At 50.9% G+C, this 25841-nt stretch carries 22 protein-coding genes; 10 read left to right on the top strand and 12 right to left on the bottom strand.

What is annotated here, in order from left to right:
* Positions 1-74: 74 nt before the first annotated feature.
* On the top strand, positions 75-1502 hold the full coding sequence (creD, locus tag Q8K39_RS08380) for a cell envelope integrity protein CreD (protein ID WP_305259400.1): 1428 nt from the start codon (positions 75-77) through the stop codon (positions 1500-1502).
* 68 nt (positions 1503-1570) lie between these two features.
* Here creD and Q8K39_RS08375 read toward each other — a convergent pair whose 3' ends face one another.
* The 7 genes from Q8K39_RS08375 to Q8K39_RS08345 form a co-directional block, all read right to left on the bottom strand.
* Positions 1571-2038, bottom strand: coding sequence for a hypothetical protein (locus Q8K39_RS08375; protein ID WP_305259398.1), 468 nt, complete (start codon positions 2036-2038; stop codon positions 1571-1573).
* A 201-nt stretch (positions 2039-2239) separates the two neighbouring features.
* Entirely contained in the window at positions 2240-2779 is a 540-nt protein-coding gene (locus Q8K39_RS08370) for a cysteine hydrolase family protein (RefSeq protein WP_305259396.1), read from the bottom strand.
* A 257-nt stretch (positions 2780-3036) separates the two neighbouring features.
* Complete coding sequence (locus Q8K39_RS08365) at positions 3037-3597, bottom strand: HD domain-containing protein (protein WP_305259394.1); 561 nt, start codon at positions 3595-3597, stop codon at positions 3037-3039.
* A 45-nt stretch (positions 3598-3642) separates the two neighbouring features.
* On the bottom strand, positions 3643-4788 hold the full coding sequence (locus Q8K39_RS08360) for a YbdK family carboxylate-amine ligase (RefSeq protein ID WP_305259471.1): 1146 nt from the start codon (positions 4786-4788) through the stop codon (positions 3643-3645).
* On the bottom strand, positions 4788-5984 hold the full coding sequence (locus tag Q8K39_RS08355; protein WP_305259392.1) for a cation:proton antiporter: 1197 nt from the start codon (positions 5982-5984) through the stop codon (positions 4788-4790). The genes Q8K39_RS08360 and Q8K39_RS08355 overlap by 1 nt, the downstream gene beginning before the upstream one ends.
* A gap of 28 nt (positions 5985-6012) precedes the next feature.
* Positions 6013-7032, bottom strand: a complete 1020-nt coding sequence (locus Q8K39_RS08350) for a gamma-glutamyl-gamma-aminobutyrate hydrolase family protein (protein WP_305259390.1) — start codon at positions 7030-7032, stop codon at positions 6013-6015.
* A 444-nt stretch (positions 7033-7476) separates the two neighbouring features.
* Positions 7477-8733, bottom strand: a complete 1257-nt coding sequence (locus tag Q8K39_RS08345; protein WP_305259388.1) for a putative Na+/H+ antiporter — start codon at positions 8731-8733, stop codon at positions 7477-7479.
* 204 nt (positions 8734-8937) lie between these two features.
* On the opposite strand from Q8K39_RS08345, the gene Q8K39_RS08340 reads away from it, so the two are divergent.
* Positions 8938-10974, top strand: coding sequence for a hypothetical protein (locus Q8K39_RS08340; RefSeq protein ID WP_305259386.1), 2037 nt, complete (start codon positions 8938-8940; stop codon positions 10972-10974).
* Between the two features lie 2 nt (positions 10975-10976).
* On the opposite strand, the gene Q8K39_RS08335 is transcribed toward Q8K39_RS08340, so the two are convergent.
* Positions 10977-11537 (bottom strand): LysR substrate-binding domain-containing protein, encoded by a 561-nt coding sequence (locus Q8K39_RS08335; protein ID WP_305259384.1) that lies wholly within the window; start codon positions 11535-11537, stop codon positions 10977-10979.
* A gap of 10 nt (positions 11538-11547) precedes the next feature.
* On the opposite strand from Q8K39_RS08335, the gene Q8K39_RS08330 reads away from it, so the two are divergent.
* The 5 genes from Q8K39_RS08330 (at position 11548) to Q8K39_RS08310 (ending at position 16066) form a co-directional block, all read left to right on the top strand.
* A complete protein-coding gene (locus Q8K39_RS08330) occupies positions 11548-12213 on the top strand; it encodes a DMT family transporter (protein ID WP_305259382.1) in 666 nt (221 codons plus the stop codon).
* Positions 12214-12313: 100 nt separating this feature from the next.
* Entirely contained in the window at positions 12314-12724 is a 411-nt protein-coding gene (locus tag Q8K39_RS08325; protein WP_305259380.1) for a lysozyme inhibitor LprI family protein, read from the top strand.
* 115 nt (positions 12725-12839) lie between these two features.
* Complete coding sequence (locus Q8K39_RS08320) at positions 12840-13721, top strand: dienelactone hydrolase family protein (RefSeq protein WP_305259378.1); 882 nt, start codon at positions 12840-12842, stop codon at positions 13719-13721.
* A 110-nt stretch (positions 13722-13831) separates the two neighbouring features.
* Positions 13832-15193: a glutathione-disulfide reductase gene (gorA, locus tag Q8K39_RS08315; RefSeq protein WP_305259376.1), complete on the top strand. Its 1362-nt coding sequence runs from the start codon at positions 13832-13834 to the stop codon at positions 15191-15193.
* Positions 15194-15544: 351 nt separating this feature from the next.
* Positions 15545-16066 carry a hypothetical protein gene (locus Q8K39_RS08310; protein WP_305259374.1) on the top strand — a complete coding sequence of 174 codons (522 nt, stop codon included), beginning with the start codon at positions 15545-15547 and terminating at the stop codon, positions 16064-16066.
* A gap of 246 nt (positions 16067-16312) precedes the next feature.
* Here the strand turns inward: Q8K39_RS08310 and Q8K39_RS08305 are convergent, their stop codons facing one another.
* The gene (locus Q8K39_RS08305; protein WP_305259372.1) at positions 16313-17335 is read right to left on the bottom strand and encodes an HNH endonuclease; all 1023 of its coding nucleotides are present in this window, start codon (positions 17333-17335) and stop codon (positions 16313-16315) included.
* A gap of 416 nt (positions 17336-17751) precedes the next feature.
* Between Q8K39_RS08305 and Q8K39_RS08300 the strand changes: the two genes are divergently transcribed.
* Both Q8K39_RS08300 and Q8K39_RS08295 read left to right on the top strand, forming a co-directional pair.
* The gene (locus Q8K39_RS08300) at positions 17752-20865 is read left to right on the top strand and encodes a discoidin domain-containing protein (RefSeq protein WP_305259370.1); all 3114 of its coding nucleotides are present in this window, start codon (positions 17752-17754) and stop codon (positions 20863-20865) included.
* Positions 20866-21243: 378 nt separating this feature from the next.
* Positions 21244-22554, top strand: coding sequence for a hemolysin family protein (locus Q8K39_RS08295; RefSeq protein WP_305259368.1), 1311 nt, complete (start codon positions 21244-21246; stop codon positions 22552-22554).
* A 287-nt stretch (positions 22555-22841) separates the two neighbouring features.
* On the opposite strand, the gene Q8K39_RS08290 is transcribed toward Q8K39_RS08295, so the two are convergent.
* A complete protein-coding gene (locus Q8K39_RS08290; RefSeq protein WP_305259366.1) occupies positions 22842-23729 on the bottom strand; it encodes an endonuclease/exonuclease/phosphatase family protein in 888 nt (295 codons plus the stop codon).
* A 555-nt stretch (positions 23730-24284) separates the two neighbouring features.
* On the bottom strand, positions 24285-24710 hold the full coding sequence (locus Q8K39_RS08285; RefSeq protein ID WP_305259364.1) for an SMI1/KNR4 family protein: 426 nt from the start codon (positions 24708-24710) through the stop codon (positions 24285-24287).
* A 322-nt stretch (positions 24711-25032) separates the two neighbouring features.
* Between Q8K39_RS08285 and Q8K39_RS08280 the strand changes: the two genes are divergently transcribed.
* Positions 25033-25401 (top strand): hypothetical protein, encoded by a 369-nt coding sequence (locus Q8K39_RS08280; protein ID WP_305259362.1) that lies wholly within the window; start codon positions 25033-25035, stop codon positions 25399-25401.
* Between the two features lie 73 nt (positions 25402-25474).
* Here Q8K39_RS08280 and Q8K39_RS08275 read toward each other — a convergent pair.
* Positions 25475-25841 (bottom strand): transposase (locus Q8K39_RS08275; protein ID WP_305259361.1); only part of this gene is annotated, 367 nt, incomplete at its 5' end.

Below are 25841 nucleotides of genomic sequence, written 5' to 3'. Positions count from 1 at the left end.
CACTTCACACAAACCGCATTCTCCCCGCACATTCCTTTTTTACATTACAAGCTTCGTCATTACCGGAGCCTGTCATGCAAAGAAGTCTGTTATTTAAAATCGTCATCGTTGGCTTGCTGGCCATCTTGTTGTATGTGCCACTGGGCATGATACATGCCACCATCTGGGAGCGTATGCATTACCGCGAGGAGGCGGTGCGCAGTATCACAGCAGATTCTGTCAGTGAGCAAGTGGTTGTCGGGCCTGTGCTGGTCGTCCCTTATACCGAGACCTGGGAAGATGAGAGCTTTGATGCATCGCTCAATAAAACCGTGCGCCGCCAGTTGTCTGCCAATAAAAAGCATTACATCTACCCCAATGAAATGCAAATCATGGGCAATATCGATACTGACCAGCGCTATCGTGGCATCCATAAAGTGCTGGTATATACCGGCCACCATAAGATAACGGGTGACTTCATGCTGCCAGAGTTATCGAGCATGGTGCAGAAAGACAACCCCAAGGCCGTCATCTCCCTGGCGGAAACGCCCTATATTTCCATGGGCTTGAGTGATACACGCGGCCTGCAAAACTTCCCTAAACTCAAATGGGATGAGCAAACCATCGAGTTCAAACAAGGCAGCAAACTCAGTTCTTTCCAGCGTGGTATCCATGCGGGGCTGAATGATGTCAATCTCGCCAGCGCAAGGCAAGTCAAATTCAAGATAGACCTGGATCTTGATGGCATAGAAAAACTGAGCTTTGCCCCGCTGGCTAAAAATAACCAGGTGACGCTGGAATCAAACTGGCCACACGTGCAATACGGCGGCCGCTTTTTGCCATCACCAAAAGGCAGGGTTAATACAGATCAGAGTGTCAGCGCCAACTGGAATATCTCTTCCCTGTCCAGCAATGCACAGCAACAAATGACCCGACTCGAAAATGCCGGGAACGCGGCCAATGTGGCGCACGGAGCCAGCCCGGCGGAAGATGGCAGCCCAACTTCATCTGCCTCACCCATCGATATCTTCAGTGTTTCTTACATCGAACCAGTCAACATCTATTCGCAGGCTGACCGTGCCGTCAAATATGGTCTGATGTTTGTCGCCCTTACCTTTGCCGCCTTCTTCTTGTTTGAGGTATTGAAGCAGTTACCAATCCACCCTGTGCAATACACCCTTGTTGGTCTGGCGCTGGTGATTTTCTTTTTGCTGTTGATCAGTCTGTCAGAAAAAATCAGTTTCGTGCTGGCCTACCTGATTGCCAGTACCGCCTGCATTTTACTGATCGGCATCTACCTGGCGAATGTGCTGAGAGACTGGAAACGTGGTGTTGGATTTGGGTTCGCGTTGACGGTCTTGTACGGCATCTTGTTTGGCTTATTGAATTCAGAAAACAATGCCATGATGATGGGTAGCCTGTTGTTGTTCGCGGTCCTGTCCGGCATCATGTTAGCAACCCGTAAGGTAGATTGGTATAAGCTGGGTAAGCCAGCCACGGACAGCGCCTACGATCACGCCTGATGAGTCTAGCAAATTGATTTGACGAGAGCCAGGACCTTGCATGCATCATGTGCAAGGTTCCGGCTTTTTCAAGCATGGTCTATCGTCAGCCCGGCATTGATCTCTGCCAGACTGCGCATCAGGGTTTCGGAATAATGCAGGCCCGCGCCGGAGGTGGCATAGATCAGCCTGAGCAAGATAAAGTATTCGCCATCGCAAAAATCGCCAACAGCAGGCAATTTGTATTTGACCTGCTCCAGAAAATCCAGCAATTGCGCTTCTTCTGCCTGCCATGCTGGTGAATTTGCCTCTGGCTCAGTTGCACATTCCAGCAGACCCGTACACCATTGCCTGACCCCACCATGAATGGCTGGCTGCTCCGCACCCGCCAGCTCGATACTCACCTGTGCATCTTCACCCCAGCGCTTAAGCGTCTTGCTGTTGTTGCTGATGCGGGATATCGCACCATCAAGTCCCTTGCCATCCGCCGCCAGAGCAAAGCTCTCAGCATCAAATTCTTCACCGCCCACTTCAACATAAAAACGCAATAATTTCATTCTTGCCCCCGTATCCAGGATTTAAAAATGCGTTGCCATCGTAACTCACTTGGCTGCAGGATAAACCAGCCAGACCATCCTCATTCTAGTCGTGAATGAAATTTTTGCAATTGTTATCACCGTCTGAAATTCAGCGGACAGCTTGCCACGCCAGTAGCCTCTTTCAAATGAAACTACTGGCTGTCGCTTCTGGGAACAGGATTAAAACCGCAGTTCCTCAGCCTTGACCAGTCTTGCAACCAGGCCATTCAAAGTCATATTGTGATGTGCAATGATGGTGCTGGCGGGCAGCAAGGCTGTGTCATTGCAGCTATGTGCATCTTCCACCAGGATGACGTTGAATCCCAGCTCGCTGGCAGCGCGGCAATTGGTATCGATGCAGTACTGTGTTTTCAGGCCAGTGATGATGAGTTCCTCGATACCTTTCGCCTGCAATTTTTGCAGGAAATCCGTACCCTCGAAGCAACTGGGCCTGGTCTTTTCAAATACGGTATCCCTTTCCATATCCAGCGTCAGCCCTGGCATGAATTGCCAGTTGACGCTGCCAGCTTCTATCGGCGAGCCTTGCGGGCCAGTGTGGCGCACGGCAAATACCGGCACACCGGCAGCGTGTGCCTTGGCCAGCAGGCTATTGATATTGTCCAGCACCTGCTCTGCTGCATGGATAGTACCGCCCTGCAACAAACCGGCCTGCATATCAATGACCAGCAGGGCCGGGTTTGCATATGATTGTTGTTCCATTTTCTTGATTCCTTTTTTTGCATTCTGCATGAATAAATTGCCAGCGAACAGGCAAGAAAAAACCCCGCTCATTGCTGGCGGGGTTTGCTATATCTGGTGGACTTAAATCCACTAGCGGACTCAATCAAACCAGCAGCTAGCCTACCCCGCTACTACCAGTAGTAGTCGTGGTGACGGTGCAGCCTGTCGTGGTCAATTGAAATGTCATGCAAAGAGTGTAGTTTCTCAATATGAGATAGTCAAGCACTGGGCAGATTTCATTTCTTCAGGAACTTTGGATAAGCATTGATCTTCGCCTGCAGGCGTTGCGCCAGGCCAAAATCGGCGGTCAGCAATTCATCATGGATGAGTTGGGCTTCATCGCGATAAGTCAGGATTTTTTCATTATCCCAATAATGCGGCGGGTGATACAGATTGGTAATGCGGTCAGCCATCTTGACCATCCAGATCTCTGCCGGTTGTTGCCGTATGCGGTCGAGGCTGTCACGCATCTGTTCAGCCTTGGTCGGCAGCGCGGTGTTCTTGGACAAAGCCTGCACGCCATCAGCCACAGCCTGGCCAAATTCCTGTTTCAATAATTCGTAGCTGGCACTGGTATCTTCTATGGTGTCATGCAACAAGGCACATTGCACCGCCAGTGCGCCATCGGCAGTGGTATTCGATTGCAAGGCCCAGATGACTTCCATGGCAACGCTGGCGATATGGTTGATGTATTCCACCCGCTCACCCTCCACCTTGCCACCATAGGTTTGCCCGCTATGCTGGCGCGATGAAAACGACCAGGCTTTTTCATAGATATCGGGGGTCCAGTGATTCATCTTGTCATCCTTTAAATAAGAGCGGAAAAATGAGATACCCATCCTTCACATCGCCACCCACCGGGTACGGCGCCGCCGGTCGCGGAACATGTGGATGGCGGAATGCACCATGCCTTCCGGGCTGCCGCTTTCCTGGTATTGCTGGCGCAGGTAGAGTGCATCGTTACCGGTGCGGGCGACTTCGCTCAAATGTGTCAGTGCATCTTGCGCGCCCAGGCTTTCCGCATGGGGTTTGAGTTTGTTCAGGCTGGCCAGTATGTCTTCGCGCAAGACGGTGTTTTCATAGGTTTTTGGATGCACGGTAACGCCGTCAAAGCCGAAACGGCAAGCCTGGAAGCGGTTGTAGTTATACACCAGGTAATCATCTTCTGCCGGTGGCGGTTCACGTCTTTCCAGCAAATAGGCGCACAGGACTTGCAGATAGGCGGCCAGGGCAGCGGCTCTTTCCACATTCAACGGGGTATCGCAGACGCGCAGTTCTATGGTGCCGTATTCTGGCTTGGGACGTATGTCCCAGTAAAAATCTTTCATGCTTTTGACGACCCCGGTTTTTTCCATTTTACTGAAATAGCCATGGGCAAATTCATCCCAGCGCAACAAGAAAGGGGCGCGCCCTGACAAGGGGAAGGCATACACAGAATTCAAACGGGCAGAATTGAACAGGGTGTCACCGCCCTGCACATAAGGTGAAGAAGCCGACAGTGCGATGAAATGCGGCACATAGCGGTTGAGTGCATGGAGCAGGTACATGGCATCATCACCAGAGGTGCAACCTATATGCACATGCTGGCCAAAAATGGTGAATTGCTTGGCCAGGTAGCCGTAGAGTGCTGACACTTCCTGGAAGCGTGGTTTGGAAAATATCTTGCGATCTGTCCATTTCTGGAAAGGGTGAGTACCGCCACCGCAGATGCCTATGTTGAGCACGTCGGCGGCGTGCACCAGGGTGTCGCGTATCGCCAGCAATTGCTGCAATATGCCCTGATGCGTGGTTTGCACATCAGTGCAGATTTCTATCATGCTCTGGGTGATTTCTGGCGTCACATTGCCAGGGAAAGGACGTTTCGCCAGTAAATGCAAAAGATCGGGGCTGGAGGCAGTGAGATCAAAATCAGACAGGCTGACGAGTTGCAGTTCCAGTTCCACACCGACCGAGAGCGCATCCGAATTCTTGAAATCTTCGAGTGGCATCATTGCTCCTGTTCTTCTGGGGTTTCTTTGGCTGTGTACAAGGCTAGCTGGGTCAGGATGGGGCCAGCGATTTCCAGTATCAGGGTCATGGCAACCAGGGCATACCATTCATTGGTGGTGGCAATGCCCAGACTGTTTGTCTGTTCAAGGTTGAGAATCAGAAAGACGGAAACCGGTGCCAGGCCCAAACCGCTGAGCAATCCCTTGCGCATGGAGATGCCACTGACTGGCGCCAGCAATGTGGTGACCACCATCTTGCTGCCCAGGCGCATGACCAGCAACAGGCTGCCCAGCATGGCACCAGCCAGCACCTGCGCCCAAGCCAGGGTAGATGCAGCAAAGACGAACAGCACCACCGCCAGCAACTCACCCAGGACCCCAAAATTTCTTTGGGTGCGGCCGAGGCTGATGCGTCTGTGCCTGGCGATCAGGCCAAAGCTCAGCGTCGCCAGTATCGGTGACAAACCGCTGGCGTGGGTCAATGCCACCAGGACAATCACAGCAAAGGCAAAACCCAAGGTCGCATCCTGTGCCTGCCGCCCCCTCCAGCGCAATATGGTGGGCAGCAAAATGCCAAATATCGTGCCTGCCAGCAGCGAAGCGCAAGCCACCAGCATGACATGCAAGCCCTGTGAAGTGGCTTTCAGGAAATCTCCTGGCGTCTGCATGGTCCAGTAAACCAGGATGAGTTTAAAGGCAAACACTGCCAGCACAGTATTGATGGCCGTCAAATGCAGGATGCGTTCACTGACCTGACCTGAGCTGCGATGTTCATTGATCACGCGGATGACAGCCGCAGGTGAAGATGACATGGCCAGTGCTGCCAGCAAGAGCGACATCAACTGCGTGCTGCCATACCAGAGCGACACGCAATACACGGCCACAAAAGTGGCAGCTGCCTCAATCAGGCCAGTGATGGCAATCCAGGGATTGATGCTTAGCCAGCGCAAATTGATACGATAGGCAAATTCAAACAGCATGAGGCCAAAAGCGATATTCGCCAACAGCACCAGGCTTTGATTATCCAGCGGCGACAAATAGTCAGGAAACAGATTCACTAGCGCAAAACCGGTCAAGGCATACACGCTGATGCGTGGCAGATGTAAGCTGCGGTTGAGGATATCACCCAGCAGCCAGGCCAGCGCAATCACACAAGGCCATGCCATCTGGCTGATATTGATGGAAAATTCTGTCATGCTGTCTCCTCAAAGCATCAGGCTGTTTTTAAAGTCTGGTTTCCCGGGCGGCGCGCAAAAAACTGTCTAATATGGGTGTGCAATCGAGCAGATCGCTCTGCCCTGTCAGATGAAATTCAGGATGCCATTGCAAGCCAACCACGAATTTGGCTTTTTGATAGCGTATTGCTTCCACGATGTTATCGGCTGGTGAAATGGCTTCCACCTTGATATCCCGGCCCAGGGTCTTGATGGATTGGTGGTGGATGGAATTGACTCTGGCAGCTACATCTGCGGGAAACAGTTTTGCCAGTGAAGATTGCGGCGTAAATTGCAAGTCATGGCCATGCTGGTCATACAGATCATTGACGTGGGCGATGGCATCTGGGACTTCAGTGACGATATCCTGGTGCAGGCTGCCACCGAAAGCCACGTTCAATAACTGGCAACCACGGCATATACCCAGCAAGGGTTTGTCGGCCTCAATGAATTCATGCAAGAGTTCAAGCTCATACATGTCGCGGGTACGGTCACCACCCCATTCAGGGCGGGTGGATTGCTGTGAATAACTCTCAGGCGCAACGTCAGCCCCGCCTTGTAAGACCAGGCCATCCAGATGGCGTGCATAATCGCGCAAGCGTATATTGCTGTGCCTGATCAAGCCATTGGTATTGACCGAGGGGATCATGAAGACCATGACATCGCGCGCCATGACCCATTGGGCAATTGATTCTTCCAGATATTGCAAAGTCTTGCTGGACAGCCCTTTGGCACCTGCCTGCGGATGAAATATCCGGGCAGAGACGCCTATGCGCAAAGTGCGATGGGTAATACTCTTTGCCGTGCGTATCGAGCTGGCCTGCAAACGCGCAGACACCACGCGCAAGAGCGTGCGCCAGGGAGATTCTTCTGTCTGATAAGGCGGTTGAGGCGTAGATTTTTCTGGCTCTGGCTTGGCTGCTTGATCAGTTGCCGCAATATGCGGCTGGCTATCTGGCTGACTGACATGCACGGACGGCAGCGCTACGGCAGCGTCCTGGTTGACTGGTGTGTTTTTCTCATCCGGCATGGCAGGTATCCATTGCTGAAAATTGAAAATCAAAGCTGCATTTTTTCTTGTTTTATTGTCGGTGCAATCTGACAAGCATACAATAAAAATCAGCAAAAGATACGCAATGCCATTTCCTACCGCAAGATGGCATCCACTACTTGATTTTATTATGCTTGCCAGGAACAATTACGCTGGCTGGTTTCCGCTAAAGAACGGTCGTCACTTGGCGGGCCATTAATGGCCCCGGTCTTGCTAGCATCTGGCAGGTGCGTGCAAACATTCATTGCCACGCCAGCCCGTTGGGACAATTTGCAGCGCTCATCTCCAAGCAGTCAGGGAGTAAAGTCTGTGCAATTCATCGCTGCACAGACCACCAGAGCTTACATTTGTTGCTCCTATGCCTGCAGTATAGTTTCAAATCTGATTTCTACAAATTTATCTGCCGCAGCATACCTGTATCACTCACAATAAAAACATCACCGCCGCCACTATCGTTGGAGGCAAAGCACCCAGCAACAAACCTACCGCGCCTATCGATTCATCATTGAAACCACGCTTCAACAAAGCCACGCCTGCCGGGTTGGGGGCATTGGCTATCACAGTCAACCCACCACCGGCCACTGCACCCGCCACCAGCAAATACTTGGCTTGATCACTCAAGCCTGCGATCAGTGAACCCAGATACGTCAGCGCGGCATTATCAGTAATCGCCGTCAGACCCAGTGCCGCAAAAAACAGGGTATGCGGTGCCAGGCTGGATACGATGGGTTGCAACCACCATTGCTGCATGCCGCCCAGCACGACCAGGCCCGCCAGAAAAAAGCCTACCAGCAAGCCTTCCTTTAAAATCAAGGGGCTTTGATGACGCTCATATGCCTGGGTATAACCCATGAAGAACAGAAACAGGCCAAGAAAGAATACAGGGTGATGGGCAAACACAACCACGCCCGCCAGAAAGGCCAGATGAATCAGGCTGACGATGAGCGGCACTGGTTCAGTTGGCGTCGTTTGGGTAGACGCGTCTGTCGTCAGGCCAGCGATATGTTTGCGCAAAAGCAGCGTAACTACGGTGGCATTGAGCACCACCGCCACTGCCGCCTTCCAGCCAAAAGTGGCCAGCATGAAGGCACTATCCCATTGCCAGGCAGCAGCCACCATCAAGACTGGTGGTGCAGCATAGGAAGTCAGGGTGCCGCCGATAGAAACATTGACAAACAGCACGCCCAATGCGGCATACTTCAACCACTCTGGTATGCCCTGACGGAAAATTTTAGGTGCCAGCATCAGGGCTGCCAGCGTCATGGCGGCAGGTTCGGTAATAAGAGAGCCCAGCAAGGGCACCACGGCCAAACCAAACCAGACCAGGGCAATGGTATCAGGTACTGGAGTAAAGCGCGCCAGGGCCTTGAGAACGCGCCCAACAAGCTCCAGCACGGGGCGGGAAGCAGCCACTACCATGACGACAAAAACAAACAGGGGTTCAGTATACTGGCGTGACTCGGCGTAGCTCACTGCGGCATCACCGCCTGATACCAATGCCATCACCACGATGAGCACAAAGGCCCAGAAACCAAAGACAACTTCGACCTCACCCAGCAAATGAAACAAGCCGGCATGAGCGGTATTCTTATGCGCAAGTACTTCAAAAAATTTGGCACTAAAAGTATGCAGCAAGGCCAGGCCAAAGATCACGGCTCCAAGTGTGTTCATTAAAGTCATCACTGTTTTCTTTCCTCGAATATGGATGCATATCTTACACGAGCTTAACCATGCTTACGACAAAAACCGGTGTAAGATGGGTCGATATTCCTCTCCTCCTCCATCCATACTGTATGGATGGTGGAATGCCATTACCAGACCTTTTCTCTCGACCGGGATGGGCCTGTATCACGGACGGATTCACTCCTTAGCTCCCATATTCTTATGTATAAATTCCGACTACCGCTTTTTCTCGCCCTCCTGGCTGGTCTGTTTTCCAACAACACCCAGGCCGCATGCACAGATGCCTTGCTCGGCGACTTTGCCCGTGAAAAAAATGGCCCTGCCATCATCAGGGTAGAAAAAGTGCATGGTGAACTGGCTTACCGCATGTCAACTGAAAACAAGCAATGGGATGCCAATTTCCAGAAAAGTGGCTTTGTCAGCCCGGACAAACTGGCGCAGATGCTAAAAGACGAAAGCCTGCTCAAGACCTCATGTGCGATATGGATGGACAGCGGCGTGCTGATGAAACTTCCAGTGGGAAGCACCTTGCAGGTCAGTACACCTACTCAAAAATCCTACATGGCCAGGGAAGTGACGACAGGCTACGTCTACTACATCATGCAAGGCTTCATGCTCGAAGTAATAGATTTGTTTCCGGTTGCCGCCAAAGGCATATCTCCAGCGGCGCCTGAGCCTTTGAAGAAAAGGCCAGAAGGTAAAGAAGTGCCTGATGCTGCGGCAATATGTCCGGGTAAAAAATTGCCAGACATGAAGCAAGCAGCATTTAATAATTTGCGTACTAGCACCAAAGACTGGTTCCGGAAACGTTCACCACAAATGCAGTTGGAATTCATCTGCGGCCAGTGGCTACATGCAGAAATGCTGAGATTTCCTGGCACGGCGACAAAAGAAGAAAAGGAAAGAAGCGCCATACTGGAAAACTTCCGTGAACTGCTGAAGGCAGGCCAGATACCGCGTAATGAAAACGGGGAGGCACAATGGCTAGATGCCGGCATAGCTTTACTCAGAGGCAATCATGACTGGAACATGGTCGTGGCCTTGCAAAAAGAATTTTATGATTTATTTGATCAGGCTGTCTTCCCGCATCTGACTGTACCTGCCCGCTATGAAAACAGCTACACCAATACCGAATTGCTGAAACTGACGCGGTTTATGCCAGCAGAACAAGCTCTGCGCGTCTTAAAAAAATTCAATGAAAAAGGATTTCTGGCAAACTCTCGCGAAAGATCAGAGACCAGGCGTTATGATATGTCGCCAGTGGCGATGGAACTGTTACGTTACCATCCTGACCTGGGTACAGTACCTGAGCCTGTCCTGGATTTTCTGTTCTCGCAGGCAGGGGCAGATGCAGTCAATGACAGGGAGTTGATGCGCAACGCGGTAGCCAAAAAAAGCGCAGATGCAGTACATCAGCTATTGAAGCGCGGCGCAAATCCACTGGGCAGAGAAGTGTTATCGCGCGCCTGGGATACACCAGCCTACCCCAGCTTGCTCTCCGCAGCGCTTGCTCAACATGCAGCCGCAAAAGCTAACACCCTGTTGCCCCAGATTGAAGCCGAAGCCGTACTCAGCCGCATACTTGCCACTCGTGATTATGAAAAGAAAATTGACTGGCAGGAGGTGGATTTTTTAGTCAGTGCAGGTGCAGATATCAATGATATGTTTGCACAAAACAGGCCAGAGAACATCGGTGTGTATGCACACATGCGCCCTGAAATCACCATGCAATTAATAGAACACGGCTTGCGGCTGGATAAAAATCATGAGTACATCGATGACAAGAACAAAATCTCAGGCGAATTACTACCTTTGTATTTGCGCTTTGAAGGTTATGAACCACATCGCGAAGACCTGATACGCGCCATGCTCACCAAATACAATAATGTGAATATTGCCTCAAGATGTCCAAACTGCAGTCTGGTTTATCCCCTGGATTACGTGATCAGATCCGGGCGGGCCGATCTGGTAAAAACCTTTATTGAATTTGGTGCCAATCCAAACAATGTCAACAAGGATGGTTCATTAAGTTTTTGGCATGCAATCGTCAAGAATCAGACAGATATGCTGGAGTTGATGGCAGCTTCCACATTTAAACTCAATTTGAATGCTGTTGATAACAAGGGCATATCAATACTGGCCTGGGCCAATTGCCTCAAGGCCGATGCAGCAGCTGCCTGGTTAAGCAAGAATGGTGCGCAGGAAATTGGCCGCGAGATTTGTGCCAAGCTGAAATAGCCTTATTTCAGTTTCACTGCCCGGCACAACCAATCCTTGAACTGGCGCGTTTCTTCTTTCAACAAGACCTCGGACGGATAGACCAAAAAATAGGCGATGCCAGTCTTAATACTGGTCTTGAAGGGCAAGATCAGTTCATGACTTTTCAGCTCTTCTCTAATCAGGGTTTTTCTGGCCAGGGCAATGCCATGGCCGCGCTTGGCTGCATCCAGTGCGCCGTTAGAGTCAGCAAAGACGGGGCCGCTGTTCCAGAGCACATGTTGCGCTCCCGTCGCCTCCAACCACAAGCGCCAGTCTTGCTGATGCTCATCATGCAGCAAGGTATAGGCACTCAGTTCATCGACTAATTTGAGTTGCTTGCGGCTTTTCAGCAAACGCGGACTGCATACCGGTTGCAGGGGATCGTCTATCAGTATTTCTGATGTCAAACCGGGGTAATTCCCCAACCCATGCCTGACAGCAAAATCAACATCATCGCGCGCAAAGTCGGCCAGACGGTTGGTGGTACTGATTCTGATATCGATCGCCGGATGCAGTTGATTGAACTGTGGTAGTTGCGGCATCAGCCATTGCATGGCAAAACCCGGCGTACAACTGACAGTGATTCTGGGTAGCGCTCGCTGTTCTTGCAAGCGCCTGGTCGCCTCTTCCTCATGGGCGTCATCATCGGCGCCCTGTTTTTTTGCAGAACGGCCCGGCCTTTACAAGATCCTGGGCGTATTGATAGGCATTGCCGGTGTTGCCGTACTGACCTCAACCGGGCCAGTGCAATTCAATGCAGCGCTCTTGATCGCCGCTACAGAATGCATGCTGGCCACGGCTTGCTATGGCCTGGCCAGTTTTTTGACCAGGAGATGGATATCCGCCACAGGTGGGCTGGATAGCAAGCTTGTCGCTTTTGGCAGCCAGCTTGGCGCTGTTGCTTTGCTGCTGCCATTTTTTTCGTATGGCGCATTGACACAGCCACCGGCAACCTGGGGCAACAATACGGTGTGGCTGACCCTGGCAGCCCTGGGGCTGGTATGCACGGCGCTGGCTTATATCCTGTATTTTCGTCTGATCGCCGATATTGGCCCGGTCAAGTCGCTGACGGTGACTTTCCTGATCCCACCCTTTGGCGTACTCTGGGGTGCACTCTTCCTGCACGAAGACATCACCCTCGCCCACCTTACGGGCGGCGCCCTGATAGGTCTGGCTGTATGGCTGGTCTTGCGGCCAGAAAAACCAGGCCTTGCTTAAACACAGGAATAGTTGCCCTAACCCGGCCCACATTAAAACAATGCTAATATTTGCTGATCACTATTCATGTGTAATGTCCGAACACCAGCAAAAATAATCCATGAAATCCGTTCATATAGCGATGCTAGCCCTGTTTTACACCCTGGCAACAACTGCAGCACAGGCTGAAATCGTGTGTGCCAACATCAATACTCCCCAGGAAGAAGCCCGGTGCATGGCAGGCGAAGTGGACAAGGCCAACAAAAAACTGTCCAGCTATCTGCAAGCCGCCAAGTCACGACTACAACAGGAAGACGACAACAAGCTCGATCTCGATGCAACACAAAGAGCCTGGGAAAACTACCGAAGCGCCCATTGCGACGACGTCTACACCTATTGGGCCAGCGGCAGCATACGCTACCGCCAGTCAGCCCAATGCCAGCTAGACCTGACACTCAGCCGCACCCGCGATGTCTGGCAAGCTTATCTCACTTTTGCCGATAGCACGCCTGCCCTGCTGCCTGCACCATAGGGCCTGATCTCTCTTGCAAGTATGTTCCTTGAATCGGTTGTACAATTCATTGCTGTTTCATCCGGCGTTTCACATCCGCAAGTACAACCTCAAAGAAACCTTACAGGAGAACACCATGCAGTATCGCGAAGACTTTAATAGCCTGGTTGGTAGTACAGAAGACAGTACGACGGTCAACCGTCGCAGTTTTATACAAACTGCAGTAGGTGTCGGTTTTGCGGCAGCGGTTGCACCGGTATGCGCGCAAACCATGATCAAGACTGACCGTGCCGGTTTGACGGATGGTGTCGCCAAGCTGACAGTGGCGGGCGCAGAAGTGCCACTGTATTTTGCCAAGCCTGAAGGCAAGAGCAATTTGCCGGTAATATTGGTGATCTCCGAGATTTTTGGTGTACATGAGCATATAGCTGACGTCGCACGCCGTTTTGCCAAGCAGGGCTATCTGGCGATTGCACCTGAATTGTTTGTGCGCCAGGGTGACGCCAAGAACGCCGCCAGCATGGCTGAACTAATGAAAGAAATCATTTCCAAGGTGCCTGATGCACAAGTCATGGGCGACCTGGATGCTGCCGTGGCATGGGCTGGCAATAACGGCGGCGACACCAAGCGCCTGGGCATCACCGGCTTTTGCTGGGGTGGCCGCATCACCTGGCTGTATTCTGCCTACAACCCCAATGTCAAGGCTGGTGTGGCCTGGTATGGCCGCCTGGTAGGCGAATCGACGCCATTGACACCCAAGCACCCCGTCGATATCGGCGCAGGCTTGAAAACACCTGTCTTGGGCCTGTATGGTGCCAAGGACACGGGCATCAATGCTGAATCCGTCTTCAAGATGGAGGTGGAACTGAAAAAAGGTAACAGCAAATCAGAATTCAAGGTGTATGCAAATTCTGGCCATGCCTTTCATGCTGATTATCGCCCCAGCTATAACGAAGAAGACGCCAAAGATGGCTGGAGCCGTGCGCTGGCCTGGTTCAAGGCAAACGGCGTAGCCTGATTCCTGTTTTTATTCATTTCCTCTGATTCATCTCTTCTTAGTTTCACTGCAGGCCAGCCACGCGCCGGGCCTGCCCTCTTATCTATCATCAACATTAAGCAAGGACCCGCATGCACACTTATGACTATGATTTATTCACGATAGGTGCTGGCTCTGGTGGTGTGCGGGCCAGCCGTTTTGCGGCACAGTATGGTGCACGCGTGGCGGTAGCCGAGGCCGGCCCGCTGGGTGGCACTTGTGTGAATGCAGGTTGCATACCAAAAAAGCTGATGTCGTATGCCGCTCATTACCATAGCGACTTTGCCGACGCAGCCGGTTTCGGCTGGAGCATGGGTGAACAACAGTTTGACTGGGCCACGCTGATCGCCAATAAGGACAAAGAAATCGCCAGGCTCAATGGTATCTATGGCCAGATCCTGACGAATGCCAAGGTCGATATCATCACTGGTCATGCCCAGATCGTCGATGCGCATACCGTCATCGTCAATGGCCAAAGCTATCGCGCCCAGCATATCCTGATCGCCACAGGCGGACACCCGGTCAAGCCAGAATTGCCAGGCAGTGAACTGGGCATCACTTCGGACGAATTCTTTCACCTGCCTGCCCTGCCGCGCCGTGCCGTGGTGCAAGGCGGTGGCTATATTGCAGTCGAGCTGGCTTCCATCCTGAATGGGCTGGGCTGCCAGGTCACACTGGTACAACGTGGCACACAAATCTTGCGCAGCATGGATGCCGACCTGGGCCATTTCCTGATTGCTGAAATGCGCAAGAAAGGCGTCGAGATTGCACTTGATACCAGCATCCTGTCCATCACCACGGAGGGCGACAACACGCAAAACAAACGCGTGGCACTCAGCGATGGCCGCACACTGGATAGCGACTGCGTGCTGTTTGCCACGGGCCGCAAACCCAATGTCAAAGACCTGGGCCTGGACAACGCCGGCGTGCAGGTGCGCGAGAATGGTGCCATCATCGTCGATGAACACTTTGCCACCAATGTAGACAACATCTACGCCATCGGTGACGTGATTGACCGCGTAGCGCTGACACCAGTGGCACTGGCCGAAGGCATGATCGTTGCCGCCAACCTGTTCCAGCATGGGCGCAAGCTGATGTCCTATGAAAACATCCCCACTGCCGTATTCAGCCACCCCAATGTAGCAACCCTGGGCCTGACAGAAGCCAAGGCACGCGAAAAGCATGTGCATGTGAAAATCTTCAAGAGTGAATTCAAGGCACTCAAACACACGCTCTCAGGATCTACCGAACGCTGCCTGATGAAGATGATCGTCGACGCCGACACCGACCGCGTACTGGGCATGCACATGGTGGGCGCAGATGCAGGCGAAATCATCCAGGGCTTCGCCGTCGCCATGCAATGCGGCGTAACCAAGGCACAAGTCGACGCCACCATAGGCGTACATCCAACCATTGCGGAAGAGTTTGTGACGATGAGGACGGCGGTGGTGTAGCTTGATGAAGTTGCGGCTTCAAAGAAATATTGCTGGTGTAGCGTCGGACTTCTAGCGGAACGTATTCCTGTTTTATAGATGGAGGAAGCAATTTACACAAGCACACCTTGAAGAAAATGGTAAGGCGGCATTTTGAAACAATCGTATGGTGGCGCTGTACATATGATCGCTGGGTGTTGCCAGTATGTTGTTCGGCTGCTTGACAACCCCATGCTAACGAGCGAGCCCATTTTTTTGCAGACGTGACGCTGCATTTGGGTCAAGCCACAACCTTTTTGAAGTTTTTTCCAACCAGGATCTGCGCCGATTGTGCAAGTCTGCGGTAGCCTGATTCTTTTGCAGAGTTGCCCCATGAGCTTCATCCCTACCCTGTCCACTTGGTTAGGTGTCCACTGGTTCCTGCCAGTCGCCACAGTGATGGTCATCGCCGATTCGATGATCGCCCGCAGCGACGACTGGCATGCTTCGCGTGTTCTGGAAGCTGCCTTGCTGTTCGACTTCGTGATCCTGATACCACTGCTGACGCTGTGGTGCTACCGCGCGCATGGCAGAAAAGCAGTACTGCGTGCTCTCGGACTAGTCTGCCTCGCACTGTGGGCCACTGACTGCATCATGCCCCGGCAGCATCACCACCTGCTTGCCTCTATCGAATGGCTGCGTCCAATAGTGCTAGTCGTGCTTGGCCTGTTTGAAGTCGGCATCTTGATTAAGTTCTATCGCGCAGTTTTCGGCAATAAGGAAGCGCCTGACAAGGCTGCCGCAAGGATGGCGAGGCAGCTTGGCCTCCTTTTGTTCGTGGAGCATACGTTGGCCTGGGAAGCACGAATGTGGCTGAGAATTCGCGATTTCCTCAAATACATCACTGGCCGCTAAGTTGCAGCCACGTAGTTGCGATTAGCGCAATCGCACATATGTCAGTCGCCGGCGGCCACCTCAATTTTTGTATTACACACCTGTTCAATAGGTAAATTCCTGCATTTGCATAGCGATGAAAAGTAGCAGACCTGAAAAAACCAATTTGCAAACACGTTGTACTAGGCCACATTTTCATGTCCAGCGACGACTTGACATGTTTTCATGACTGGTTACTGTTACGCAACGCTAATCGTATCTACGGATCTAAGCTGCACGGATCTCCAATTCATGCTCGGCCAAAAAACATCCGCCTGTGGATAAAACTAATCTCCATATACCAGGAACATCTATATCGAATTTGGGGGAAAATGAAGGTGAATAACGCTTCACTTTACCGTCAAGAGGCCTAACTGTAAGATCAAAATAAGATTTACACGCATTTCGATTTGTTGGGCTGAAAATACTATAGTCAATTCTCAATATAGTTTCAGCAGGAATTGTTCCAGTTTCAAAGATGCTTTGAACATTTAAGCGATACTGATGACTTGGAATGTCAATGTCGAGCCAAGCCCAGCCACCGCCTAAAGCAGCAAATAATCCTCGACTTGAGTCATCTAATGCAGATGCAATAAAAAGTGAAGAGATTTTGAGGCCACGTTCAATATCACCGTTATTTCCAGCTCTCCCTTTGTGCTCTACATATCCACCACTACCACCACCCGAACCTGGTGCCAGCCCTACCGTTCCATTGGCATCGACTTGTTCGTGGAATCCGGCCGGAGTAACACCGCTAATGCTGATTATCCCCCCAGAACCACCGCCGCCACCAAGAATGCCGCCCTCGCCACCAGCTTTTATCGTTGCACCACGAAAATCTATGTGTGTAGTCGGTTTTGCTTTATGAATTGTAGCGAGGAGATCTGTTATAAGTGTATTTGAGAGAACAAGATGCTCTTTGCTAGTCGCTTTGGCCTCATGCATTGTTTTTAATTTTAGCAAGTGCTCTGTTGTATACGTTTTTTCATTTTCGCGTGCATCAATAATAGCGTGATGCATTGAGCACATCAAAATCAGATTTTGAATGGAATGCCGATCTTTTGCCGTTTGATTTTCATCATAGCGGAGCCCCCCAGGATTTTGCGCTTTTATATGACAAACTTCGCCAGTTACTGTCTGCGTAATCGGATCTATGATTGAATTCTGGCAGTCAGTAAATGCGCATCGATTCATTGACAGGCCAAAGAGTCTTTTGATGGTCGTAGTACTTGGGGATTTCACTTCTTTCATTTTTTCATTCCAATAAAATCATTCACACGCAATTTCTTATCCCCGAAGCGCGATCGGTACGGCCCAATCACCTCAAGTAGATTGTAATCAATAAAACCACAAATCCTGATATATCCGCGATATAAATGTTAAAGAATGTATAATTTTGCTTCTTGTTTTTGCACTATTAGTCTCTTAAATTAAGACTATTTAACGATAACAAGATGCCTTTTCAAGAAAGCGGAGATTTGCTGGGCAACGGGACTGAATTGAGAACCATGCGCAGCAAATCTCCGCCCAGCACCGCTTTAATGCTTTCCCATTTTTTCTCATTTGTTGTCGATTGCAGTCCATTCCACCAATCCGATCCTGTCAGGCGGAGTTTGTTTTTGCGCTGACAAGGGGACTGGCGTGTCAATATACATGGAAAATATTCTATGAAAAAAATCTTGAAATTATTCTTGCTTGCGCTTGCAGTATCTTTTTTCAATCACAGTGCGATGGCGCAAAGCTGGCCTGTCACTCGGGCTGAAACTTCATCGGCGTTGTGGCCAAACACCAACTTATACGATCGCAATACCAGCACGGTCTGGACCAGTACTGGTCATGGCGACCCCAACCACCAGGAATGGCTGGCTTATTGGCTTGATGGCTTTCATCCCGTCAATGCCGTTAAGCTTTATCCACGTTATGCTGGTGGGCGCGTGCTGGGTTTCCCCACCGCATTCAATGTGTACTGGAGTGATGGCAGCAAATGGAATTTTGCGCAATCCTACTCCAACGTCACCATGCCCCAAGCCGGAAATTATGTGACGCTGAAACTGCCCGCAACTGTCAATGCCAACGGCATACAGGTTGTTGCCACCCAACTGGGGCAAGATGACGTGGGTAACTACTATTTCCAGATAGGTGAAGTTGGTGCCGCGCAGACGGATGTCGTGGCAACGGATTATTTCAGGAACCCGCTTCCTGGTTCTCCGATACTGACGATGGTCGATGACGCGCCAACGAGCGTATTGGTGAGCGGTGTCCGGGCGACTATGTACCGGGTCAGACAACCTAATAACGAAACGGCAAACCCAGGCATACCCGTTCCTCTCGCGAGATATGGCGGCGTCATGCGCGAATGCCTGAAGCTCAACCCGAATAGTACTGCGCCGGATTGGGCATGTTATTCAACCTACCCTGAAGACTATCAAAGCAGCTCATCTGTCCTGGCAAGCCCGCAGATGAATGCCGTTTGCGGTGCACCGGCGAAGTACCCTGCATTAATCAGTTCGTGCAGCAGTGGACAATGCGTTTCTGAAATCTTCATGCTGGATTGCCAGACCGGGTATCCAAGTTTGACAGCGAACAGGAACTTCAATACGGCAAAAGTCGATCTCAATTATGGCAGCTATATCGATGACCCGGATGACTTGTCGAAACAAGGCTATGGCGGTAAGTATTACCTGTCAGGGAATTACAATACGGCACTGGAAATCTTGAGGCAAGGCCGGGTTCCCATTGTTGGTATCAACATTTTTGAGCGCCCTCTTACTGGTGGAACTTATACGCTAAAAGCCGACGCCGAAAAGATCATCAATGATACCGTTGCCCAATACCCGCAGTTGTTTACTTCTGGTGCGATGATTTCCATTGTCGATGAGCCATTCTGGACTAATACGGGACTCCCGGCAGCCGCGGTTCTCGATGCAGAAATTAATGCCCTGCGCAAGGGGATTTTCTTGATGCAAAGAAAACTGCCAGGAGCAAAATTTGGTTTGAATCTTGCAGGCGTATTGAGTGCGCAGCCTCAAATGATGGAGGCAGTCAAAAAAATCCTCACGCCGACTGACGGTATGAGCGTGAGTTTGCAATGGCTGGCAACGGACGTTTATGTCAATACTTTTGATTTGACTGAACGCGCCACTGCCTTGAATACAGCGAACGGGTTCGCAAACTACATGAAAACCGCCCCTTTCAACACCATGGAAAGTTGGCTGGTGGTGCAAGGTTTTACCCCTTACAATTATACCGGTGCGGTCCCCCCTTCCAACTGGCCTGCTGGCCTGACAAGCGACTTCAAGAGCATCATGCGCAGCATGGGCGTCATTGGGGCCAAGTATACCGGCGTGCTGGTATGGGGCTGGAACAAGGCTGCCGAAATCGATGACAGGTTTACTGGCAAATATTTCCCGTCTGAACTTCAAAAGTGGTATCAGGCTCCGGCTTGCTCAGGTGTCAGCCTGACGCCATCCAGTCTGCCTGCTGGCGGTGGTACTGCCGTTGCGCAAGCCAGTTGCACGAACGAGATTTTGACCTATGCATGGACGGTGAATGGTAATGTCTTTGGCGGCAATACGCCGTCGATCAGCATCGCCCTGACGGCAAACAATAGCAATGCTGCGCTCAATTACACGGTGTGTTTCACTGCCATCAATGTCGCCCATACTGCTCCTATCTGTACCAACCTGGTGCAGGCTGCAGGTAGTGCTGCAACGGTGCCGGGTGCGCCTGCCATCAGCTCGGTCGTTCCGGGTAATGGTAATATCAAGGTAGCATTTAATCCCAGCGGGCTTGGATCGGGCAGCCTGGTTAATTACACGGCTACTTGCGGCAGTGTTACTGTCAATGGCAACGGATCTCCCATTACTGTCACTGGTCTGACCAACGGCACGGCTTACACCTGCCGCGTCAAGACCACCAGCAGCGTGGGCAGCAGCGCGTGGTCAGCGGTGTCTGCTCCGGTAACACCAACGGCATCGCCAACGCTGCCGGCTGCGCCTGCCATCAGTTCTGTTGTGGCTGGCAATGCTGCTGTCACGGTAGCATTTACTCCTGGTGCACTGGGATCGGGCACACTGGTCAGGTATACGGCATCTTGTGGCAGTGCATCTGTCAATGGCAGTGCATCACCTATCGTTGTCACTGGCCTGACGAATGGCACCGCTTATACCTGTCGCGTGCAGACCACCAGCAGCGTGGGTAGCGGCGCATGGTCAGCGGTGTCTGCTTCGGTGACACCAACGGCAGCAACCTTACCCGCTGCGCCTGCCATCAGTTCTGTGGTGGCAGGCAATGGCGCTGTCACGGTGGCATTTACTCCTGGTGCGCTGGGATCGGGCAACCTGGTCAATTACACGGCTACTTGCGGCAGTGTTACTGTTAATGGCAATGGTTCACCCATCATCGTTACCGGCCTGACTAACGGCACGGCTTACACCTGCCGCGTCAAGACCAACAGTAGCGCAGGTAGCGGTGCATGGTCAGCGGTATCGAGTTCTGTGACGCCGACGCTTCCACCAGTATTGCCAACGGCCCCTACCATAGGCACAGCCGTCAGTATTCCTGGTCAGGCAACGGTGTACTTTACTCCAAATTCATTGGGGTCGGGCAGCCTGGTCAATTATACGGCTGTCTGCGGCGGCGTTTTTGCCACTGGCTCTGCGTCCCCCATTGTCATCACGAATCTACCCAGCGGCACGCCTTTCTTCTGCAAAGTGAAGACCATCACCAGCGTCGGTGCCAGCCCCTGGTCCAGTTGGACGACTGATCCTATATATCCATAAACACTGGCTCGCCCCAGGCTGCCGGTGAAGTTTTTACGCGCAGCCTGGCATAAATACAAAATTTCGAATCTTGTGCGCGATTGCAAATCAACTCTTTGGCGACCTGAGCGGTTCCAAGTCATTGTGACTCGTATTGCAGGCAACTCATTGAAACAAGGATGGTGAAGGCAAATACTGCCTGCCCATTCAGCCCGAAGGGGCGATGAGCAATCGCGCAATCGCCTGCCAAGATGGAAATGTATGAAAGTCGACCGTGACCCGCGTCCGTCTAAAAAAAACTCATTGAACGGTACGTGACCGCAGTTTACATACCAAAACTTGAGTACAATACTTTTTCCTTAACAACAGGGGCAATATTTATACAAATTGCCTCTCATAATGGACATACTCATTATTCTTGGTTTGATCTTGGTTAATGGCTTATTTGCCATGTCTGAAATCGCTGTTGTCTCCTCAAAGCGTATTCGCTTACAAAAACTTTCCGAAAATGGCAGTCGTGGCGCACAAGCTGCTCTAGAACTGTCCGACAGTCCCAGTCGATTCCTCTCTACCATTCAAGTTGGCATTACGCTGATCGGCATTTTTAACGGTGCTTTTGGTGAAGCCTCTTTAGTGGCTCAACTAAGTCCGAAATTGGAAGGCATTTCAATCATTGGCGAATTTGCCAGAGAGATTGCACTCGGCATCGTTGTGGTTGGCATTACATTTTCTTCCCTGATTTTAGGTGAACTGTTACCTAAGCGAATCGCTATGCAATATCCAGAAACGGTCGCTTCGTTGATCGCAGCACCGATGCAATGGTTGTCGCGCGTGATGGGACCATTTGTCAAGATATTAACGATCACAACTGAAGCCCTGTTGCGCTTATTGGGTTTGCATCAACCGAAAAGTAACGCGGTTACCGAAGAGGAAATCGCAGGTATGCTTCAAGAAGGTACGGATGCCGGTTTATTTGAAAAGACTGAGCACGATATTGTGTCGCGTGCCTTACGCCTTGATGATCAACGCGTGGTCGCTTTGATGACGCCCCGCATGGCGATTGATTTTATCGATATTGAAAAATCTCTGGAGCACAATTTAGCAAAGATAGCGGCCAGTCCGTATAGCCGTTTTCCTGTGTGCAAAGGTGACTTGTCCAATGTGATTGGCATCATACATGCTGGTCACTTGTTTGACCAAGCCATTGGAGGAAAGTCCTTGCAGAGCGTCGATATTGCTAATGCAGTCAAGCCGCCTTTGTTTATTCCAGAAGCACTAAGCGCCATGCAGTTGCTTGAATCGTTCAAGAAAAATCGTGCTGAGTTAGCTCTAGTTATTAATGAATACGGTGAAATCGAAGGTATCGTCACGCTGAGTGACGTACTGGGGGCATTGGTGGGTGATGTGGTCGCGGTGGATAATCAGCAGGATGCTGATTGTGCTCAACGTGAAGACGGCTCATGGCTGATAGATGGAGGAATTTCATTTGACAGGTTCAGAGAGATATTTGATAGCGACGCAAGATTTCCAGAGGAAGCATCAGGGTCTTACCATACCTTGGCCGGATTTGTGTTAACTCAATTTGGCTACATACCCCGCGCGTCAGAGTATTTTGAATGGGAGGGCTTCCGGATTGAAGTCGTTGATATGGATAAAAACAGAATTGACCGACTATTGATTTCTGAGATTTTGCCAGCGACAGGAATTTAAGCTCATCCGAAGTAATATAGCTGGGTGCAGATCTGACATTCACTTGCATCTGGCGAGACATCAAACCTGGATTTCACTCATTTGAACAGCTACACCAGAAGGATCTCAGTAACGGGTTGTATCCAGGCGATGGGAGATACTGCGTGCCCAAGCAGCCCGAATGGGCGATTAGCAATCGCGAAATCGCCTGCCAAGGTGGAAATGTATTTATGTTTGACCTGACCCAGCGCCCTTTGCCTCTTTTGAATGGCTAAAAAGAAATGACCACACGCCCTGACAACGCCAGGTCATTTTCGCACCGGCCCCTTGAGTATGATGCGCGCGACGACAGGGTGGTGGTCGGATGGGTAGCGCCTATCGCGTGAGTCGCTTATCACGGCATATTTGAGTACGTCGAAGTGCTGATCGACGAAGATATAGTCTATCCTTTCATTCATCGCTGCATCCAGTTGGAAGTTGTTGAAGGTCCCTACCGGGCCATAGGGTGGTGCCTTACTAATCCGGTAAGCATCGCGCATCCCTTTTGCCATATTCTGCATCTGCACTGTTTCTGGTGTCGAGTTGAAGTCACCGAGACATATTGCGGGCTCGCCGCGTGCGATCTCTGCGATTTTGCGTAAAACCAGTTCTGCTGAAGCGCGGCGAGCCACCTGGCCTTCGTGGTCAAAATGAACCGAGAACACGAATAGGACACGCGAGCTGCCTCGATCACGCAAACGCGCCCAGGAGACAAGGCGACGGCAGCAGGTGGCGTCCCAGCCGTATGAGGGGTGGTCGGGCGTTTCACTTAACCAAAAGTCACCCTTGCTCAATAGAGTAAATCTGTTCTTACGAAAAAAGATCGCTGAGTGTTCGCCTGCATTTCTGCCATCGTCGCGACCAACCCCGACATGATCAAACTCTTCCATCTGGGCCAAGTCGGTGATTTGATCTGCCAAGCCTTCCTGTGTACCTACAATATCAAACTCGTGGTAACGAATCAGTGCCTTGACCATCTCTTTGCGGGATGGCCAGGCATTCACACCATCGCCAGTATTGTTATACCTTAGATTGTAAGTAGCGACGTTAATCGCCGCTGCCGAGCGGGGTTGCGCCGACGAATCTGGCGTCCAGGCAAGAGCAAGCAGCACAACAACGGCGACCCAGAGTGCAAGCGGCGAGAATCTGTTTAACATGTTGATCGCATCCAGAAAAGCTATAGGTCAATGTAAAAAGAGGGTTTCAGTTTTTTGCAAATATTGATTTGCCCTTCTAGCACCACCAAGCACATTGACGCAGCATGATGCGGACAATGACGGCTATGGTAATGACGCATATTCGCAAACAGGCAATGGGCCATATTCATGATGTGCGGGTTCTACGACCCACGATTGATTTTAGCCATGAACTCGCCCCCTGATCCATTGGTAAGCGAAAAGCGACAGAGTTTAGCGATCTGGTTAAACGCGCATGAAAATGCTGAGCACGTGGTCAGATCCTTCATTCATACATTTTCTCTGCCTGGAATCATCATCAAGTCAGCGTAGTAATCGGCTGTGCGCTGACAATCCCGCCTAAGTGAATGCTTGAATTTAGTCGTTGAAAATCAAAGACGTAGATTGTTTGCTCAAGAGACCAGACGCCTTCCTTGTGTGATGGCGCATTAAATCTGGTCGCGGTGTGGTGCGAATATGTTGTTCGACTGCTTGAATAGCGTGGACCAAGGTGTGTCCGCGCAGCTGTGCTGCCCCTTACTCATGCCATAGACGTACAAATTGACTAAAACTAGGTGCAATCAAGCTGAGTTGATGAGTAGCAGGATCAAGTATTTCAACTGTCGGCGGACTACTATTAAAATTCAGACAGATCATATAGTCTCCAGCATCTCGCGCTATTGGAATATATCTCTCAGGAAGATTGCTTACTCCTTGAGGACGCGCATACCACATAATGGTAGGCGGTCTTAGCTCATCGCTAAATTCAAAGAACTCACTGATGCATGTCCCTGAATCTTCATAGTCGAACGAAGATATCTCGGGGCTAGCGCCATCAGCATATTTCATGAGGTCGATATAAGAGTCAGGAAATACAAGGTCTAGCTGCTTCTGTATCAAAGAAACCATCCGTGTATCCACAGATGATTTTTTTTCTATTCCAAATGAGCTCCAGTCAAACATCGAACATAACTCCTTGAATTTTCCTAGCGATTAATGCAACGCCTAGGGTCGATTGACAGTGCGCAAAGCCTGGAAATACATCAATGTCGACCCGGCCCCGCGCCCTGCACTTTGCCTTAAGGGAATGCGGGCAAAGCCGGACAAGCTGACAATTGCCATCGATTTGAATTCTCCTTGAAGCAAGCCCTTGATGAAAGTGCAATTAATACAATTAAATTACATTTATGATAATATATCATGTCAATGTTCTATTTTTGACGCAATCTGGAAAGTCTATATTTTGTCGATAATGTCAATTTATTACCCAAAAAAAGGAAATGCGATGACTTCAACAGCAAATCAACTCGAAACGAGATCTGGAATGAAGTTTCACAAAAAAGGCCACAAGATCTATTTTAGCTCAGCACTGATAGCACTTTGCGCCAACCTGTTCTTTCTGCCGCAGGCGCATGCTGATCAAACAATATCGGCAATGGCTGGGCCCTGGCCTATCACAATCAGAACATGCTCTCACGATGCGGGCGCCGTTTGCTCACTGACTTGGAGAGGAAAAGAGTTTATCAACGATTATGACCATGGCCGACAACTACAATCTGCTTCGTCGTTTGACAACTTGGGTGAAAGTTTTAAGGCTACGCTGAATAAGCATCAATTTTCGATGGACGAAACTCCAAGTAGCGCACTCAATTGATAAAAGCGTCGTTCAAGCTATTTTTCGCGCCCCCCATCAGGCCATTGATGGGGTTTTTGCTCATTTTTGCCCACTATGGGCGCACCTGTACCAGCAAGTGCCGACGCGATAAATAAATATTGGCCAAGGCCAGCGCAGTAAATGCGCGTGCGGCATTCTTTGCCAATCCACGATACCGCACCTTGTTGAATCCCCAGAGGCGCTTGACCACCGCAAAGACGTGCTCAACGCGCGCTCGGATCTTCGATTTATTGCGGTTCTTGCCTCGCTCAACCTCGTCAATCTCCCCTGATTTGCGGGTGCGTTGATTGGTAAAGTCTTTGGCTCCTGGTGCTTTGGAGAGAATCAAATTCTTTTGACTGGCATAGGCACTATCACCGTACACCCGTTTTTCACGCCCATGCAGCAGCTTGGGCAGGGGATGCTTGTCATGAACGTTG

The sequence above is a fragment of the Undibacterium sp. genome (genome assembly GCF_030683615.1).
Lineage (GTDB): Bacteria > Pseudomonadota > Gammaproteobacteria > Burkholderiales > Burkholderiaceae_D > Undibacterium > Undibacterium umbellatum.
This window is presented reverse-complemented; position numbering and strand designations above follow the sequence as displayed.

Coding starts and splice junctions, on each gene's coding strand:
- gorA (WP_305259376.1), top strand. CDS start 13,832: ATGCACACTTATGACTATGATTTATTCACGATAGGTGCTGGCTCTGGT.
- Q8K39_RS08320 (WP_305259378.1), top strand. CDS start 12,840: ATGCAGTATCGCGAAGACTTTAATAGCCTGGTTGGTAGTACAGAAGAC.
- Q8K39_RS08290 (WP_305259366.1), bottom strand. CDS start 23,729: ATGTTAAACAGATTCTCGCCGCTTGCACTCTGGGTCGCCGTTGTTGTG.
- Q8K39_RS08330 (WP_305259382.1), top strand. CDS start 11,548: ATGGCAAAACCCGGCGTACAACTGACAGTGATTCTGGGTAGCGCTCGC.
- Q8K39_RS08310 (WP_305259374.1), top strand. CDS start 15,545: ATGAGCTTCATCCCTACCCTGTCCACTTGGTTAGGTGTCCACTGGTTC.
- Q8K39_RS08300 (WP_305259370.1), top strand. CDS start 17,752: ATGAAAAAAATCTTGAAATTATTCTTGCTTGCGCTTGCAGTATCTTTT.
- Q8K39_RS08295 (WP_305259368.1), top strand. CDS start 21,244: ATGGACATACTCATTATTCTTGGTTTGATCTTGGTTAATGGCTTATTT.
- Q8K39_RS08305 (WP_305259372.1), bottom strand. CDS start 17,335: ATGAAAGAAGTGAAATCCCCAAGTACTACGACCATCAAAAGACTCTTT.
- Q8K39_RS08280 (WP_305259362.1), top strand. CDS start 25,033: ATGACTTCAACAGCAAATCAACTCGAAACGAGATCTGGAATGAAGTTT.
- Q8K39_RS08340 (WP_305259386.1), top strand. CDS start 8,938: ATGTATAAATTCCGACTACCGCTTTTTCTCGCCCTCCTGGCTGGTCTG.
- Q8K39_RS08325 (WP_305259380.1), top strand. CDS start 12,314: ATGAAATCCGTTCATATAGCGATGCTAGCCCTGTTTTACACCCTGGCA.
- Q8K39_RS08375 (WP_305259398.1), bottom strand. CDS start 2,038: ATGAAATTATTGCGTTTTTATGTTGAAGTGGGCGGTGAAGAATTTGAT.
- Q8K39_RS08355 (WP_305259392.1), bottom strand. CDS start 5,984: ATGACAGAATTTTCCATCAATATCAGCCAGATGGCATGGCCTTGTGTG.
- Q8K39_RS08365 (WP_305259394.1), bottom strand. CDS start 3,597: ATGAATCACTGGACCCCCGATATCTATGAAAAAGCCTGGTCGTTTTCA.
- Q8K39_RS08360 (WP_305259471.1), bottom strand. CDS start 4,788: ATGCCACTCGAAGATTTCAAGAATTCGGATGCGCTCTCGGTCGGTGTG.
- Q8K39_RS08345 (WP_305259388.1), bottom strand. CDS start 8,733: ATGACTTTAATGAACACACTTGGAGCCGTGATCTTTGGCCTGGCCTTG.
- creD (WP_305259400.1), top strand. CDS start 75: ATGCAAAGAAGTCTGTTATTTAAAATCGTCATCGTTGGCTTGCTGGCC.
- Q8K39_RS08350 (WP_305259390.1), bottom strand. CDS start 7,032: ATGCCGGATGAGAAAAACACACCAGTCAACCAGGACGCTGCCGTAGCG.
- Q8K39_RS08370 (WP_305259396.1), bottom strand. CDS start 2,779: ATGGAACAACAATCATATGCAAACCCGGCCCTGCTGGTCATTGATATG.
- Q8K39_RS08285 (WP_305259364.1), bottom strand. CDS start 24,710: ATGTTTGACTGGAGCTCATTTGGAATAGAAAAAAAATCATCTGTGGAT.
- Q8K39_RS08335 (WP_305259384.1), bottom strand. CDS start 11,537: ATGCCGCAACTACCACAGTTCAATCAACTGCATCCGGCGATCGATATC.